At 63.4% G+C, this 16,440-nt stretch carries 15 protein-coding genes; 6 read left to right on the top strand and 9 right to left on the bottom strand.

Annotated features, from left to right (window positions below):
* The 3 genes from lpdA to phhA all read right to left on the bottom strand — a co-directional run.
* Nucleotides 1–1,181 (bottom strand): dihydrolipoyl dehydrogenase (gene lpdA / locus HCZ87_RS09940; protein ID WP_167643601.1); only part of this gene is annotated, 1,181 nt, incomplete at its 3' end.
* Between the two features lie 215 nt (nt 1,182–1,396).
* Nucleotides 1,397–1,732, bottom strand: a complete 336-nt coding sequence (locus tag HCZ87_RS09945) for a 4a-hydroxytetrahydrobiopterin dehydratase (protein ID WP_167643602.1) — start codon at nt 1,730–1,732, stop codon at nt 1,397–1,399.
* Between the two features lie 3 nt (nt 1,733–1,735).
* Entirely contained in the window at nt 1,736–2,533 is a 798-nt protein-coding gene (phhA, locus tag HCZ87_RS09950) for a phenylalanine 4-monooxygenase (protein ID WP_167643603.1), read from the bottom strand.
* A gap of 124 nt (nt 2,534–2,657) precedes the next feature.
* Between phhA and HCZ87_RS09955 the strand changes: the two genes are divergently transcribed.
* Nucleotides 2,658–3,122: an Lrp/AsnC family transcriptional regulator gene (locus HCZ87_RS09955; RefSeq protein WP_167643604.1), complete on the top strand. Its 465-nt coding sequence runs from the start codon at nt 2,658–2,660 to the stop codon at nt 3,120–3,122.
* 92 nt (nt 3,123–3,214) lie between these two features.
* Here HCZ87_RS09955 and HCZ87_RS09960 read toward each other — a convergent pair whose 3' ends face one another.
* From HCZ87_RS09960 to HCZ87_RS09975, 4 genes are all read right to left on the bottom strand, one after another.
* A complete protein-coding gene (locus HCZ87_RS09960; RefSeq protein WP_167643605.1) occupies nt 3,215–3,793 on the bottom strand; it encodes a DUF924 family protein in 579 nt (192 codons plus the stop codon).
* 148 nt (nt 3,794–3,941) lie between these two features.
* On the bottom strand, nt 3,942–5,216 hold the full coding sequence (locus HCZ87_RS09965; RefSeq protein ID WP_167643606.1) for an MFS transporter: 1,275 nt from the start codon (nt 5,214–5,216) through the stop codon (nt 3,942–3,944).
* A gap of 277 nt (nt 5,217–5,493) precedes the next feature.
* A complete protein-coding gene (gene queA / locus HCZ87_RS09970) occupies nt 5,494–6,555 on the bottom strand; it encodes a tRNA preQ1(34) S-adenosylmethionine ribosyltransferase-isomerase QueA (protein ID WP_167643607.1) in 1,062 nt (353 codons plus the stop codon).
* Between the two features lie 71 nt (nt 6,556–6,626).
* Complete coding sequence (locus tag HCZ87_RS09975) at nt 6,627–10,049, bottom strand: AsmA-like C-terminal region-containing protein (RefSeq protein WP_167643608.1); 3,423 nt, start codon at nt 10,047–10,049, stop codon at nt 6,627–6,629.
* A gap of 61 nt (nt 10,050–10,110) precedes the next feature.
* Between HCZ87_RS09975 and HCZ87_RS09980 the strand changes: the two genes are divergently transcribed.
* The 4 genes from HCZ87_RS09980 to HCZ87_RS09995 all read left to right on the top strand — a co-directional run bounded on the left by HCZ87_RS09980 (nt 10,111) and on the right by HCZ87_RS09995 (nt 13,754).
* The gene (locus HCZ87_RS09980; RefSeq protein ID WP_167643609.1) at nt 10,111–10,572 is read left to right on the top strand and encodes a peroxiredoxin; all 462 of its coding nucleotides are present in this window, start codon (nt 10,111–10,113) and stop codon (nt 10,570–10,572) included.
* Between the two features lie 266 nt (nt 10,573–10,838).
* Nucleotides 10,839–11,681 carry a ferritin-like domain-containing protein gene (locus HCZ87_RS09985; RefSeq protein WP_167643610.1) on the top strand — a complete coding sequence of 281 codons (843 nt, stop codon included), beginning with the start codon at nt 10,839–10,841 and terminating at the stop codon, nt 11,679–11,681.
* Nucleotides 11,682–11,905: 224 nt separating this feature from the next.
* Nucleotides 11,906–13,237 (top strand): M23 family metallopeptidase, encoded by a 1,332-nt coding sequence (locus HCZ87_RS09990; protein ID WP_167643611.1) that lies wholly within the window; start codon nt 11,906–11,908, stop codon nt 13,235–13,237.
* Complete coding sequence (locus HCZ87_RS09995) at nt 13,227–13,754, top strand: polymer-forming cytoskeletal protein (RefSeq protein WP_167643612.1); 528 nt, start codon at nt 13,227–13,229, stop codon at nt 13,752–13,754. Before HCZ87_RS09990 ends, HCZ87_RS09995 begins: the two co-directional genes overlap by 11 nt.
* A gap of 204 nt (nt 13,755–13,958) precedes the next feature.
* On the opposite strand, the gene HCZ87_RS10000 is transcribed toward HCZ87_RS09995, so the two are convergent.
* Nucleotides 13,959–14,507, bottom strand: coding sequence for a peptidylprolyl isomerase (locus HCZ87_RS10000; RefSeq protein WP_167643613.1), 549 nt, complete (start codon nt 14,505–14,507; stop codon nt 13,959–13,961).
* A complete protein-coding gene (locus HCZ87_RS10005) occupies nt 14,500–15,006 on the bottom strand; it encodes a peptidylprolyl isomerase (RefSeq protein ID WP_167643614.1) in 507 nt (168 codons plus the stop codon). Before HCZ87_RS10005 ends, HCZ87_RS10000 begins: the two co-directional genes overlap by 8 nt.
* A gap of 202 nt (nt 15,007–15,208) precedes the next feature.
* Here HCZ87_RS10005 and pgk point away from each other — a divergent pair, with 202 nt between their 5' ends.
* On the top strand, nt 15,209–16,405 hold the full coding sequence (gene pgk / locus HCZ87_RS10010; RefSeq protein WP_167643615.1) for a phosphoglycerate kinase: 1,197 nt from the start codon (nt 15,209–15,211) through the stop codon (nt 16,403–16,405).
* Nucleotides 16,406–16,440 lie beyond the last annotated feature (35 nt).

Below are 16,440 nucleotides of genomic sequence, written 5' to 3' on the forward strand. Positions count from 1 at the left end.
ATGCCTTCGGGCTCACCCAGCGCAATCGCCTTGCCATTGCCGATGAAGGGGAAGCGGCCGACTTTGACCTTGTAGCCCAGCTCCTTGGCCTTGGCTTCGGTATAGCCGACCGAGGCCACCTGCGGATGACAATAGGTGCAGCCCGCGATGCTTTCAGGTTTCACCGGATGCGCATGTTTGCCAGCGATCAGCTCGGCGACCATCACGCCCTCGTGGCTGGCCTTATGCGCCAGCCAGGGCGCGCCGGCGATATCGCCGATGGCATAGAGCCCCTCGACGCCCGTGCGGCAGAACTCGTCGGTGATCACATGGGTGCGGTCGATCTTGACGCCCAGCTCTTCCAGTCCCAGCCCTTCGACATTGCCGACGATGCCAACGGCGGAAATCACCGTGTCGAACTCTTGTTTCTCGATCTTGCCGCCGACCTCGATATGGGCGGTGACCTTGCCAGAGGCGCGGTCGAGCTGCTTGACCATGGCCTTTTGCATGATCTTCATGCCTTGTTTTTCAAAGGCTTTCTTGGCGAATTTCGAGATTTCCTCGTCCTCCACCGGCAGCACCCGGTCCATCACCTCGACCACCGTCGTGTCGGCGCCCAGCGTGTTGTAGAAGCTGGCAAATTCGATCCCGATCGCGCCGGAGCCGATGACCAGCAGTTTTTTCGGCATGCGCTTGGGATCCAGCGCGTGTTTATAGGTCCAGACCAGATCGCCATCGGCCTCCAACCCCGGCAGTTCGCGGGCCCGCGCGCCGGTGGCGAGGATGATGTTTTTGCCGGTCAGCTCCTCGGTGCCCTTGTCGGTCTTGACCGAGACCTTGCCCTTGGCCGGGATGGTGGCCGCGCCCATGATCACATCGACCTTGTTCTTCTTGAGCAGGCCTTTGACACCCGCCGACAGCTGCTTGGCCACCCCGCGCGAGCGTTTCACCACCGCGCCCAGATCATAGCCGATATTGTCGGCCTTCAGACCAAAATCTTTGGCCCGTTCCATCAGGTGGAACACCTCCGAGGAGCGCAACAGCGCCTTGGTCGGGATACAGCCCCAGTTGAGGCAGATGCCACCCAGATGCTCGCGCTCGACCACGGCGGTCTTGAGCCCCAGTTGCGCTGCCCGAATGGCGGCAACATATCCGCCGGGGCCTGCGCCGATTACGATCACGTCATAGGATGCTGCGGCCATTGTGTTCCCTCATGAACAAAGATCCAAAAAACTAGTTTACCGTTAAACTAATTTCCGCAACCCTGCAACTACCGAAGCCCCGGACCACTCAGGATCCGCGGTCTGTTGCCAGTCTGCGTCTATGGACCCTAACAACTGCATCTCAGCGATCAACCGCAAATGGGGAACCGGCCGCACGAGATTTGCGCGGCGGCGCCCTGCCCGCCGCGCAGGGATCAGCTGATCGCCGCGTCGAATTTGGCCGCGCAGATGAAATCGTTTTCCGACAAGCCGCCCAATTCGTGCGAGGTAAAGGTGATCTCGCAGTAGCCCCAGCCAAAGGCCACATCCGCGTGATGACCTTCCTTGTCGCTGATGAAGGCGGCCAGATTGGCGGTGTAGACCGCTTTGGCAAAGCCCTTGAACAGCAGCTTGCGCGACAAGGAGGTATTGGCAGCGTCGATGGTCCACGCCGGGTCCAGCCGCGATTTCAGGTCTGCAATGCGATCCGCGGGCAGGACCGCGCCGAACCCGTCGCACACCGCGCAGGAGGAGGAGGCTAAATCGCTCATTCTTCAGCTCACTTTCTTGTAGGGGGGATAGGTTGGCGCATGCAGACCCAGGGCCTGCGCCTGTTTGATGTCCTGCATCAGATCGCGGGTTGCGGCGTCCAGCAATTGCTCCACATCCTCCAGCACGAAATAGATCGGCTGGTTGATGTCGATCCGATAGGGCGTGCGCAGAATGTCAATGACGTCAAAGGGTTTGCGCACCACGCTGGGCTCTTCGATCGAATGGCGCAGCTCCCCCGGCGAGGACGCCAGCCCGGAGCCAAGCGCCTTGATGGCGCCGTTTTCGCGGATCAGGCCGAACTCGACCGTGAACCAGTACAGGCGGATCAGCCAGGCGTAATCCGCCGGCGCGCAGCTGCAGCCGGTTTCGCCGATCACCTGGGAAAACCGGGCAAAGCGCGGATCCGTCAGCAGCGGCGTATGGCCATAGATCTCGTGAAAGATATCAGGCTCTTCGATATAGTCGAAATCCTCGCGGCTGCGGATAAAGGAAGCGGCGGGGAATGTGCGCTCCGACAGCATTTCAAAGAACCGCGCAAAGCCGATCAGCGCGGGCACCGGCTCCACCCTCCAGCCGGTCGCGGCCAGAAGCGCGCGGGACACATCCGTACATTGCGGCACGCGATCCGCGGGCAGGTTCAGCTTTTTCTGCCCCTCCAGGAACGGCTGAGCGGCGAACCGCTCCACATTTGGCTGCTGCTGGGCGACAAGATCGCGCCAGACCGCGTCTTCCTCCGGTGTATAGGTGATCCGACCGTCAGGATCCGGTTGCTTGGCGGTGTATTTGGTATTTTTCGGCACGTCTCTTCCTCCCGTGGCTATAGACAGGGTGAGCCGGAATTCGGGAAAAATGATCTCTTTCTTGATGGTGACCGGTGTATTCTGGGCAAAACTTACCTAGAATCAGCAAGAGAGAGGCAAATTCATGCTCGACGCGTTTGAGAAACTCATCCTGGGGGTCTTGCAACGCAATGGTCGCGCCAGCACCCAGGAGCTGTCTGACGCGGTTGGTTTGTCGCCCTCCCCCTGTTGGCGGCGCGTGAAACGGCTGGAGGAGGAGGGCTATATCACCCGCTATGCGGCGATTTTGGATGGCAAGAAGGTGGGGCTTCATGCCTTTGCCTATGTGCATGTGACCTTGATTGACCACAGCGAGAGTTCGATCACCACCTTTCGCGAATTCATCGAACGCAATGACCAGGTGCTGGAATGTGCCTCTATCACCGGGGATTTCGACTATATCCTGAAAGTCGCCGCCACCGATCCTGAATCCCTTGAGACCTTCATCATGAAGAACATTCTGCGGCTTGGGGTGGTGCGCACGACGACGACAAATTTCATCCTCAGGCAGATGAAAGTCTCCGGCGCGCTGCCGCTGGCGCATGTGTAACGACGTTTGGGGCGGCCCCACATCGGGCGCAAACAGAAAGACCCCGCCAGGCCGGCGGGGTCAGGAATGCGCTGTTCACCTGAAAAAGCGGATCAGGCGAGGGTCATCATGTCCTGCACCGTGGCACCGTAGCCGCCTGCGTTGACGTAATCGCGTTCCGGCGCGGTGCTGTTGCGATGCAGCGCTTCGTTGCGATAGGGGAAGCGGCCAAACAGGCGGATCACCTCTCGATGCGCGCGCGCGTGCAGCAGGTTCGGGCCGCCGCTCTTGGGCATGCGTTCATGCATCAGCCGCACGCAGCGTTCCTGATCACAAAGGCTCTCGGAATGCATCATCGGCAGGTAGAAGAACTGCCGCGCGGGCTCGTCAATCTTCAGATCCCACTTGCGATCCACCGCCGCCTTGGCCACCGCCAGCGCCGCCTGATCCGAGGAAAACGCCTTGGCGCTGCCGCGGAACATATTGCGCGGAAATTGGTCCATCAGGATGATATAGGCAAGGGTGCCGCTGGGATAGGTCAGCCAGAGCGAATAGCTGCCCTCGCAAGCCTTGCGCCAGGTGGTTTCAAACCGCTCGCGGATGTCTTGATCCAGGGCGTCGTCTTGGCGATACCAGCCTTGCTCTCCTACCTGATCGAGCCAGAATTCCAGTATCTGTTCGGGGCCTGCCATTGGTCTTTCTCCACCGGCTGTCACAAAATCATTACAGCCCTAGGTGAGCCTGATTCACGGCCTCAGTACAAGTGACGTTAAGTTACAATTCCTGCCACCTGCGGCATTTTTGTGAACAGGTGGCAGGAATTTGAGCACGCGAGCGCTATCAGCCCGCCTGACTGGCGTTTTCTTGCTCTTCCAACTCGGTGTCGATCGCATATTCCTGCGCAAACTCCACCGCAACCGAGGTCGCCGTCGGGCTCATCACCGCCATGGTGCCGGTTTCATCAACCGAAACACCCGCACGCTGAGTCGAACGATAGAGCGCATAGCAGACCATCGCGCCAAGCAGGATCGCCATAAACAGGAAGAAACCACTGGGCCCGAACATGCCGTCGCTCATCATCCAACCGATGATCAGCGGCCCGGTGGAGGCGCCAAGCCCGTTGATGAACACCAGCCCGCCGGAGGCCGCCGCCATGTCATCATGCTCCAGATAGTCGTTGGTATGCGCCAGCAGCAGCGAATAGAGCGGGTTGACCAGGCCGCCGATCACAAAGGCCGAGGCCAGCAGCAAAACGAAAGAGCCGCCCAGGATCATCGCAAAGATGGACGCCGCCCCGGCGATGCCCGCAACAAAGATGATCAGCAGACGGCGCTCCATCCGGTCCGAGAGCCAGCCCAGCGGGAATTGCATCACCAGCGCCCCGACATAGAAGCTCGCCACGAAGATCGAGATCTCGCTCAGGTTCAGCCCAGCCTGGGTCGCGTAGACCGCCGCCATGCCGAACTGCGCCGAGAACACGCCGCCGATCAGGAACATGCCGACACAGCCCAGCGGCGAGGCCTCCATCAGTTCCTTCAGCGTCATCCGCTTGGTGGTGCCAAAGGCCGGAGTCGGCGAGATCGACAGCAAAATCGGCGCAAAGGAGACCGAAACCGCGATCGAGGCGACCACGAAGGGCAGATAGCCGGCCGGGTCGCCGATCAGGATGAAGCCCTGCGCCGCCATCAGGCCCAGCGTCATCACGATCATATAGAGCGACAGCGCCTTGCCCCGGTTCTCGTTGTCGGCGGCATTGTTGAGCCAGCTTTCGGCGGTGACATACACGCCCGAGAAACAGAAGCCCACAAGCAGCCGCCCGACCATCCACAAGACCGGATTGGGCACCGCCGGGTAGATGATCATCACCGCAGAGATCAGCGAGGCCAGCGCCGCAAAGACCCGCACATGCCCCACCCGCCGGATCATGCCCGGCGCCATGCGCGAGCCGAAAATCAGGCCGACGAAATAGGCCGACATCACCAGCGACATGGTAAAGGAGCTATAGCCCTCGATGCTGCCCCGCACCCCCAGAAGGGTGCCTTGCAACCCGTTGCCCAGCATCAAGAGCCCGATGCCCAGCAACAGCGCCCAGGCGCTCGACAGTACTTGCAGCATGTGGTGTTCTCCTCAGAGTTCAGGAGCCCGCCAGCCCGTCTGGGCGGTGGCAATATTTCATCGCTCCCGCGCCAAAGCCGGGAAAGTGACGTCCGGGCCGCGTCGTGAAGGCCCGCAGTATCATGTGATCGTCGCCGGTGTGAACGCGGTCTGCCCCCGCGTTCCCGACTCGGACGTGTCTATTGGCGACCATCCCATAGTCTGGCGCCCGGTCAACCCGTTTGCCCTATAGGAAATTGGTAAACAGCCACCTTATGGCGCAGCGCCGCGGTTTGCCTCAGCCCGTTGCCTCGGGGATCAGCAGCGATGCATCACCGTAGGAAAAGAACCGATAGCGCTCGGTGATCGCATGGGCATAGACCGCGCGCATGCGCTCCTGCCCCATCAGCGCCGAGACCAGCATCATCAGGGTCGATTTCGGCAGGTGGAAATTGGTCATCAGCGCATCCGCCACCCGGAAGGTAAATCCCGGGTAGATAAAGATATCCGTCTCGCCCTCCCAGGGGGCGATATGGCCGCTGTCCCGCGCCGCGCTCTCGATCAGGCGCAGGGCGGTGGTGCCCACCGGAATCACCCGCCCGCCGCTGGCCTTGGTGGTGGCGATCTCGGCTGCGGCTTCGGGCGTCACCTGCCCCCATTCGGCATGCATCTTATGGGTGGTCACATCCTCGACCTTGACCGGCAAAAAGGTGCCGGCGCCCACATGCAGGGTGACATAGGTAAACCCGACGCCCTTGGCCGCCAGCGCGTCCAGCAGCGGCTGGTCGAAATGCAGGCTTGCGGTCGGGGCCGCCACCGCGCCCGCCGTGCGCGCCCAGACGGTTTGATAATCATCCTTGTCCTGCGCGTCCGCCGGGCGTTTGGCGGCGATATAGGGCGGCAAGGGCATGGCGCCGACCTCGGCCAAGGCCGCCTCGAACGCCTCGCCCTCCAGATCAAAGCGCAGCCGCCCCTGGCCCTCGACGATCTCCACCAGCTCGGCACGAAGCGCGTCGCCAAAGCGGATATGCTCGCCCGGTTTGATCTTTTTCAAGGGTTTCAGCAGCGCCGCCCAGCAGCCATCGGCCTGGGGTTCCAGCAGCGTGACCTCGATCCGCGCCGCGACCGGGCCCTGGGCCGAGTCGCGATGGCGCTGGCCGCTGAGCCGCGCCGGGATCACCCGGGTGTCGTTCAGGACCAGCCGGTCGCCGGGGCGCAGCCATTGCAGAAGATCGGTCACCCGGGCGTCGGTGATCCGATCCCCCTCGGCCACCAGCAGCCGCGCCGAGGAACGCGGCACCGCCGGGCGGGTCGCGATCAGCTCTTCGGGCAGCTCGAAATCAAAATCACTCAGTTTCATAGGGCGCGCGATACTCTGGCATCGGGCAAAAGTCCATGGGCTGCGCGACCCCTGCGCAGAGGGATGCCGCCCTAGCGGTTCTCGTTGCGATTCCTGCGCTCGGCCTGGAGATCTGCGGGGGTCTGTACCGGCTCCGGCTCCACCCCGGGCGCACGCGGCTGCGGCCCGCGAAAGACCTCGCGCAGGAAGCCCGGCGCCAGACCCGACAGCGGGTTGACCGTGACCTTGGGATCATCCGCCGACCCTTTCAGCCGGTAGGAGAAGCCGAACAATCCTTCGCCCTTGCGGGTCAGCACGCTGCCGACCGCATTCACCAGATAAATCGGTGACAACACCCCGCGCATATTCATCTGGCTGCTGGTCATATCATAGACCCCATCCAGCGACAGCCCGATTGAGGGCCCCACGGCGGAGCTTTTGTTGATGGTCAGATAGCGCGAGCCGAGCCGGAAATCCGCCTCGACGCTGGTGAACAGGATCCCCTGCCCGGCCAGCTCGTCAAACAGGCCCACCAGGCTCAGCGCGTTGATCAGCGCCGCGATCGCCGGGGCCTTCTTGATGCGGATATTTCGCACCCGCACCTGCCCATTATATTCCCCCGCCGTTTGAGAGGGCACCATGGTCATCTCGAACTCGCCGCCATAGCCATGCCGCATCACCCCGGCAGAGCGAAACACCCCGCCCGCATCGCCTGAACGCACCCGCATCGCCATGCCGCCGGCCTGTGGCACCACCACCCCTTCGACCGGGGTAAGCGTGTTGAGATTGCCGGTAAAAGAGCCGTTGAAACCGCCCTGGGTGTCAAAACGGCCCTGAAACCGCGACAGGGCGATCTCATCCGTCACCTGCAATTCATTCAGCGACAGGGTGATCGGCGTCGAGCCGCCGCCAGAGCTGCCCCCGCCGCCGGCGCCGTCGCTGCCGCTAAAGGGCGCGCGGCGCAGGTCGATCCGCCCGCCGGTCATGGCAACCGCAGGCGTCGCGGCGCCGCGCCCGGTCAGGGTCACCGGCCCTTGCAGCCAATTGGCCAGGGAAACCGAAGAGAACGCCGCCCGCTCCAATCCACCCTTGGCGCCCAATGTAATCTGCCCCTGCGCCGACAATCCCGGCGCGGTCAGCTCAAAATCGTCAATCGAGGGGGTCTCATCCAGCACCGTGGTCAGCGACAGATGGCCCTCGGAGCTCTCGGTCTTGCTCCAGCTCACTTCGGGCAGCCGCAGCCCGACGCCCCGCAGATCGCTGAGCAAGCTCAGGCGCACGGGGTCTCCCGGTGGCAACAGCACCTCAAAGGCCGCCTGCCCCTTGCCCCGCACCATCCCCTTTGGCAGCCCCAGGTTCAGCGCCTCGACCGCCGCGGCAGAGAGTTCGATCTCGCCCTCGACCTGGCTTGGCTCCGGTGTTTTCTGGCCCAGCCTCATGCGCCAGGTCGCCACAACCGGCACCCTGGAGAACATTCCCGGCCCGGCGATCTGCACATGACCGTTGTCGCCAGAGACCAGCAGATCCGCCGCCTCCAGGCTGTAGCCGGGCACCAGCACATCGCTCCGGGCACCGGTCAGATGCCCGCTGTAGTGATACTCCACCTCGGCGATATCCAGCTTGTCGCGCATCGGAATAGAGGCGGTTGCGGTCGCGCGCAATTGCCCCTCGCCAAGCGCAACCGGCAGGCCCGCCTTGTCCAGGATCCGCAGCGGCGCCCGGTTCAAAAGCGACAACGCCGCCTGCGCCGCGCCCTCGGCCTGGGCGCGCAGGATGCCAAAGGAATTGCCGTCCTTCAGCGAAATATCGGGGATGATAAAAGAGGAGCCGGCAAGATCCACCGCGCCGCCCTGCCCCGGCGTCACCCAGCCCTCCGTCGCGGTCACCACCAGCCGGTCGCCATAGATGCTCAGCTGCCCGGCGGCGCGGCGCAGCGGCGGGTAGAACTTGTTATATTGCACCGTCGCCTCGTCAAAGCCGAGATCCAGCGAAAGAAAGGGCTTCTGCCCATCGCGTTTGCGCAGCGCCACCTGGGCGTTATGGATCGCCCCCTCGCGCACATTCTCGGTGAACCAGGCGCGCGGTTTGGGCGGGGCCGATGGTGGCCAGAGCGCCTTGACCGTCGCCGCGTCCAGCTCTGCGGCATGGCCGACCAGATCATAGGTCCACCCCTCGGCACCGCCCCGCACGTTGCCGCTCAGCAGCATATCGGTCTGCCCCCGCTGCACCAGCATCTCCCCCAGCCGCAGCCGGAACGGCGTGAGCTGCAACTGGAAATCCGCCCGCACATCGGAAAACGACAGCGGCTCAGGATAGAGCCGCAGCGGGTTCACCTGCAAATCGCTGAACTGCAACTGGCCCACCAATTCGGTCAGCTGGCCGTTTTGCACCCCGATCAGCTCGGCGCGGCCCTGCATCTGCCCGCTGACCCAGCCGCTCTCGACCGAGAGGTTGGAAAACGCCAGCTCCTGCCGGGCCGGATCAAAGGTAAAGGAGCTCTGCGCCTCGGTGATCGGAATGGGTTTCAACGTATCGCTCGGCTGGATCACGCCGCTGTCGATCTTCAGGCTCGCCGAAAGCGGCAGCAGCACACCGTCGCTGTCCACCGCGCCACGCAGCGCGCCCGAGATCGGCGCGCGCAGCACATTGAGCCAGCCAAAGGCCGGGGACTGGGTGGCGATATCGGAGCTCGGCACCTGATCGACCATCACCGAAAATTCCGCCGCCGTATCGCCGATATCCGAACGATAGCTGGCCTCCACCGTGCTGGCATAGTCGCGCCCACTCAGCACCGAAAACCCGGCGGCGATATCCACCGCATTGCCGTTTCGCACCAGCATGATGGAGCCGCCATCCATGGTCCAGGCACGACCCGTGCGCAGATCCTCGTAGCGCAGGGTCACCGCCTGCGTGTCCACCTTCGTCAATGCCGACAGGATCGGCTGTTCCAGCTGCCGGTCCCAGCTGTCGATCAGCTTTGGCAGGTTGCGCGCTTGCCGCAGGGGCGTTGCCCCGTCGGAAAAACTCAGTGCCACCGCGCCGCCGCTGTCGCGCTGCAAGGTGGCAAACAGCCCCGAGAGATAGATCGTCTTGGGCCGGAGCTGACCGCGCAGCAAGGGGCGCATCGCCAGCGTCGCCTGGGCATTTTCCAGCCGCGCCGCCACGCTGCCGTCTGGATAGGACAGCGTAACATCGCGCAGCGACAGACGTGGTCGCCAGCCCTTGCGCACCACCAGCTGGATTTCGCCAAACTCGATCTGCAAGCCGCCAAGCTCTGCCTCGATACGCGCTTCGGCCTGCGCCCGCAGCCAGGCCGGGGCGTCAATGCGCTTGTCCAGCAGCAAAAACACCGCCGCCGAACAGAACAACGCCAGCGCGACGAGCCAGATGCCACTGCGCCGGTATCGCCGCCTGCGCCGCGCCCGCCGGGCCGCTTTCTCATCCGCCGGCGTCACAAAACGCGGCAAATCCTCTTGCGGCGGGGCAATAATCTCTGCTTTGTCTTCGCCTGACATGATCTATGTATGGCACACGACTGCGGCTGCGATCGCGCAATACTGACTGGAGACACAACCCATGCTCGAACCCTCTGACCTTGCCCCCGCCTTCACCCTGCCCCGCGATGGCGGCGGTGAAGTCACCCTGTCCGACCTGACGGGTCAGGCCGTTGTGCTTTTTTTCTATCCCCGCGATGATACGCCGGGTTGCACCAAGGAATCCATCGGATTTTCCGAACATCTGCAAGCCTTTGCCCAGGCTGGCGCCGCTGTTTTTGGCATTTCCCGCGACACGGTCGCAAAACACGATAAATTTGCTGCAAAACACAACCTGACCGTGCCGCTGCTCTCCGATGCCGAAAGCTCCGTCTGCGAGGATTACGGCGTCTGGGTCGAAAAGAACATGTATGGCCGCAAAAGCATGGGCATTGAACGCTCCACCTTCCTGATTGACGCCGAGGGCAAGATCGCGCGCATCTGGCGCAAGGTCAAAGTGCCCGGCCACGTCGAAGAGGTGCTGGAGGCGGTCAAGGCGCTCTGATCCCGCGCCCCACACGCCAGGGCCGCTTTCGCTCCGGAGCCGCCCGTCACCTGCCCCCCATCAGCCTGGGACGGGACGGCGGCGCAAGAAAAATCGCCGAGGGGCCCCGCCCGCGGGGAGACGGCTATTTTGCTTGCGGCACCGGCGCGGCCCTGGCAGGGGCAGATCAGGTGAGGGGTGGAGCCGGGGCGTATTCGCTCTGGTGAGCCCCTGATCCCCTCTCCCTCCATCGCCTCGCCCCAGAGCCTCAGATTAAGAACGAGCCCATGACCGATAGCCCTCTCACCCTCGCCGAAATGGCCACCCAAGTGCTGACCACTGCGGATGGGCGCGAAAAAACCGCGCTCTCGCATCGCCACGCCGCCGCCTGGCGCGCCGCCCGCGCGGGCGAGGCGCCCGAGATTGCCATCGGCACCGCAACTCCGCCGCTGCATCCCGCGCGCCCGGCCCGGCCAGAGCTTCTGAACCCGCGCGACGTGCCCAAACGCAAACCCGGCTCGCCGCAGGGGCGGATCGCGCTTCTGCATGCGGTGGCGCATATCGAACTCAACGCGGTGGATCTCCACTGGGACATCATCGCCCGCTTCAGCCATGTGCCGATGCCGCTTGGCTTTTTTGACGACTGGGTCAAATCGGCCGATGAAGAATCCAAACATTTCAACCTGATGTGCGACTGTCTTGAAGCGCTCGGAAGCCATTACGGCGCCCTGCCGGCCCATGCGGGCATGTGGCGCGCCGCCGAGGATACCGCCGAGGATCTGATGGGCCGCCTCGCGGTGGTGCCGATGGTGCTGGAGGCCCGCGGGCTGGATGTCACCCCCGGCATGATCGCGCTCTTTCGCAAGGCCGGTGTGCAACAGGCCATTGACGCGCTGGAGGTGATCTATGCCGAGGAGGTTGGCCATGTGGCCTATGGCTCCAAATGGTTCAACTTCCTTTGCGGGCGCGACAACCTCGACCCCAAGGCCGAATTTCACCGGCTGGTGCAGCATTATTTCCACGGCGCGCTGAAGCCGCCCTTCAACGAGGAAAAGCGCGCCGACGCCGGGCTGCCGCCCGATTTCTACTGGCCGCTGGCGGATGGCGAGGCCCCGGCCTACGCCCGCTGAACCGGCGGGCGGGGCCAAATCCGGCCAAACCGGCTCCTATCGGCAGGTTTTCGCCCAAGGCCAAGAAATCACGGCAGGGTCCGGCGAAGTCTGTCGAAGAGGGTTGCCGAATGGTCACAGTCTGGCTATGCCCTTTGGCTAAGGTCAATAATCGTCACACCCGCCGAGGCCGGGGAGGACATCTGTCCGCGATGGGGCCGCGATGGGACAAGGATAATCGGATCTTGCGAAACGGTTTATTGCTAAAGCTTCACGCGGGGCTGGAACGGCGCTTACCCGAGCGTCGCGTCTTTCTGAAGTCGGACAGCGACACGCGGTTCATCCGCCTGAGCTCGGAAACGCAATTGCTGGCCCTCACCGGGGTCGCGCTGCTGGTCTCCTGGTCCATCGTCGCCACGGCCATCGTGTTGATGGACAGTATCGGATCGGGCAACTTCCGCGATCAGGCGCGCCGCGATCAGCAGGTCTATCAGGAACGGCTCAACGCGCTCTCGACCGAGCGGGATCGCCGCGTAGAAGAAGCCCTGGCCGCGCAGGACCGATTCAACGCCGCGCTGGAGCAGATCTCCACCATGCAGTCGGAACTTCTGGCCTCCGAGACCCACAGCCGCGAGCTGGAAACCGGCATCGACATCATCCAGGCCAACCTGCGCCAGACCATCCGCGAACGCGAGATCCTGAAGCAGACCGTGCTGGACCTGCGCGAGAAGACCGAACCGGACAGCCCGGAACAGATCCTCGCGGCCACCGCGCCCGAACAGCTGGAGTTCCTCACCGATGCGCTGGCGCAAACCGCCGCCGAGCGCGACCAGATCGAATCCGATGCGCAATCGGCGCTGGCCGAACGGGATGATCTGGAACTGGAGCTGCGCCTGACCGCACAGCGCAACGATCAGATCTTCCGCCAACTGGAAGCCGCGATGGAAGTCTCGGTAGAGCCGCTGAACAAGATGTTCTCCTCCGCCGGGCTGCCGCCGGATCGCATTCTGGAACAGGTGCGCCGGGGCTATAGCGGCGAAGGCGGCCCTTTGCAGCCGCTGTCGCTCTCCACCCGGGGCGAGGAACCCAGCCCGGATGAGATCCGCGCCAATGCGCTGCTCAATGAAATGAGCCAGTTGAACCTCTATCGGATCGCCGCCCAACGCGCGCCCTTTGCCGTGCCGGTGAACCTCAATCAGGTGCGCCAGTCCTCCGGCTTTGGCTATCGCCGTGACCCCAAGACCGGCGGGCGTCGCCTGCACAAGGGGGCCGATTTCGCCGGCAGCACCGGCACCGATATCTTTGCCACCGCCGATGGCGTTGTCACCCAGGCGGGCTGGCACAGCGGCTATGGCAAGCTGGTCACCATCCAGCATGCCTTTGGCATTGAGACAAGATATGCCCATAACTCCAACATCCGCGTCGAGGTCGGTCAAAGGGTCTCGCGCGGGGATCATATTGCTGATATGGGTACAACCGGACGGTCCACCGGGACCCACCTCCACTATGAGGTTCGGGTCAACGGAGAACCCATCAACCCCATGATCTACATCAAGGCTGCGAGAAATGTTTTCTAAGAGCAAAATCAACGAGCCCGGCCCGAAACAAGCCGACACTCCCACGGCGACCCCGACCTCTGGTCCGGCGTCTTCCGGCGCGGCTGGCGCATCTCCCGGCGCCAGCGATTACAGCAAGCCCGCCGCGCCCAAGGCCAAGCCGCCGGCATCGCTGCTCAGCTCTGACCTGCACATCACCGGCAACCTCAAGACCACCGGCGACATCCAGGTTGAAGGCACCGTCGAAGGTGACATCCGCGCGCATCTGCTGACCATCGGCGAGACCGCGACCATCAAGGGCGAAGTCACCGCCGATGATGTGGTGATCAATGGCCGTATCGTGGGCCGCGTGCGCGGTCTCAAGGTGCGCCTGACCTCCACCGCACGGGTTGAGGGTGACATCATCCACAAGACCATCGCGATCGAATCCGGCGCCCATTTTGAGGGCTCCGTGCAGCGTCAGGACGATCCCTTGAACCCGGGCAAAGCCGCCTCCAAGGCTCCGGCCGCACCAGCAGCCGCTGCACCGGCGAAATAACAAACGCCCTTCTGCCGAAGGCAACCCCGCCGATTGATTGCGGCGCCGGACATTCTCCGGCGCCGTTTTTCGTTTTATCGCAACCGCAGGCGCGGCGGCCTTGGATGCAGGCTCCGGTCAAAACAAAACCGCCCCGGTGCGACCTGCATCGGGGCGGTTTTCTGATCCGGCGCATGGTCGCAACCTGCGCCATGCTCCGAGGGTTTACTCGGTCACGGTGCCCTTGGTCATCCCACCCGGCTTGCCTTTCATCGCCCCGGAACGCGGATGGCCGCGTTTGATCGCATCGACCACATCCATGCCCTCGGTGACCTTGCCCACCACGGTATATTGACCGTTCAGGAAATAGCCCGGCTCGAACATGATGAAGAACTGCGAATTGGCGCTGTCGGGATCCTGCGAGCGCGCCATGCCGACCACGCCACGTTCAAACGGCAGGTCGGAAAACTCCGCCGGCAGATCCGGGCGGTCAGAACCGCCGGTGCCCGCATAGCGCATGTCAGAGCCCAAGCGGCCGTTTTCCACGTCGCCGGTCTGCGCCATGAAGCCGTCGATCACCCGGTGGAACACCACGCCGTCATATTGGCCTTCCTCGGCCAGGGCGGTGATCTGCTCGACATGTTTCGGCGCCACATCGTCCAGAAGGTCGATATGGATGGTGCCATTGGCCTCGCCCTCGACCTGGATATCCAGACCGGTGGCATAGGCCGGCGCAGCCGCAAGCAGCGCCAGAACCGTGAGCGACTTAAGCATCCGCGGCCACCTTGACCGAGATCATCCGGTCCGGGTTCGCAGGCGGCTCGCCTCGGGTGATGGCATCCACATGTTCCATGCCTTCAATGACACGGCCATAGACGGTGTATTGACGGTTCAGGAAGTGGTTGTCGCTGAAGTTGATGAAGAACTGCGAGTTGGCGGAGTTCGGGTTCGAAGAGCGCGCCGCGCCCAGGGTGCCACGATCATGGGGCACGCCGGAGAATTCCGCAGGCAGGTCTTTCTTGTCGGAACCGCCGGTGCCCGCGCGGCCCAGGTTGAACCCGTCTTCCATATCGCCATGCTGCACGTCGCCGGTCTGCGCCATGAAGCCGTCGATTACCCGGTGAAAGGCGACGTTGTCATACTGACCTTCGCGGGCCAGCTCCTTCATCCGGTCACAATGCATCGGCGCCACGTCGGGCAACAGCTCGATCACCACATTGCCGTCTTTCAGCTCGATGATGATGGTGTTTTCGGGATCCTTGATCTCGGCCATGTGGCCCTCCTGTCCAAATCGTTTCGGCCATCTACCTAAGGCCCCGGCCCGCCCTTGCCAAGGGAACAATCTCATGCACAGGCCGCCAGGCGCTTACGGGCATTGACTGGCATGGCAAAACGCAGGACACACAGGCCCAGAGCCGCAATTTCGCACCGGCCGGACAGTGCCTCCGCGCCACCGTTTCAAAGAGGAGCCAAGCATGGGCTGGAACACACTCGACGACATGGACCTTCAGGACAAAACCGTTCTGACCCGCGTGGATATCAACGTGCCGGTCGAGGGCGGCAAGGTCACCGATGACACCCGCATTCAGCGTCTGGTGCCGACGATCTCTGACCTCCTGGCCAAAGGCGCGCGCCCTGTGCTGCTGGCGCATTTTGGCCGCCCCAAAGGCAAGGTGGTTCCCGAGATGTCACTGCAACCGCTGGTGCCCGCGCTGGAAGCCGCCTTTGGCGCGCCGGTGATGTTTGTCGCCGATTGCCGCGGCCCCGCCGCCGAGGCCGCCGTTGCCGCCCTTGCGCCCGGCCAGATCCTGCTGTTGGAAAACACCCGCTTCCAGCCCGGCGAGGAGAAGAACGACGCCGCCCTCGCCGCCGAGATGGCCAAGCTTGGCGATGTCTATTGCAATGACGCATTCTCCGCCGCCCACCGCGCGCATGCCTCGACCGAGGCGCTGGCCCGGCTGCTGCCCGCCTGCGCGGGCCGTCTGATGGAAATGGAGCTGAAAGCGCTGGAGGCCGCCCTGGGCGCGCCCCAACGCCCGGTCACCGCCGTTGTCGGCGGTGCCAAAGTCTCGACCAAGCTGGATCTGCTGGGCAATCTGGTCACCAAGGTGGACACGCTGGTGATCGGCGGCGGCATGGCAAATACGTTTCTGGCCGCCAAGGGCATCGACGTTGGCAAATCGCTCTGCGAACACGAAATGACCGACACCGCCCGCGAGATCATGACCCAAGCGCAAAGCGCGGGCTGCACCATCCTGCTGCCCAGTGATGTGGTTGTTGCGCGTGAATTCAAGGCCGGTGCGGACAATCAGACCGTCGCGGCAGACGCCTGCCCGGCGGATGCGATGATCCTCGACGCGGGCCCCGCCTCGGTTGCTGCGATCGCTCATGTCTTTGAAAATTCCAAAACCCTGATCTGGAATGGCCCGCTCGGCGCCTTTGAGATCGCGCCTTTTGACATGGCCACCAATGCCGCCGCCAAGAAGGCCGCCGACTGCACCAAGGCGGGCACGCTGGTCTCGGTTGCCGGCGGCGGCGACACCGTGGCTGCGCTCAATCAGGCAGGTGCGGCAGAGGCGTTCAGCTATATCTCCACCGCTGGCGGGGCCTTCCTGGAATGGATGGAAGGCAAGGAGCTGCCCGGCGTCGCGGCGCTTCATCAAGACCAGTAAACCCGTCGCCTCGGGTGGGTTGCCAGCGTCCCTGC

Origin of the sequence: Phaeobacter sp. HF9A, from assembly GCF_011806385.1 — a bacterium.
Classification (GTDB): domain Bacteria; phylum Pseudomonadota; class Alphaproteobacteria; order Rhodobacterales; family Rhodobacteraceae; genus Epibacterium.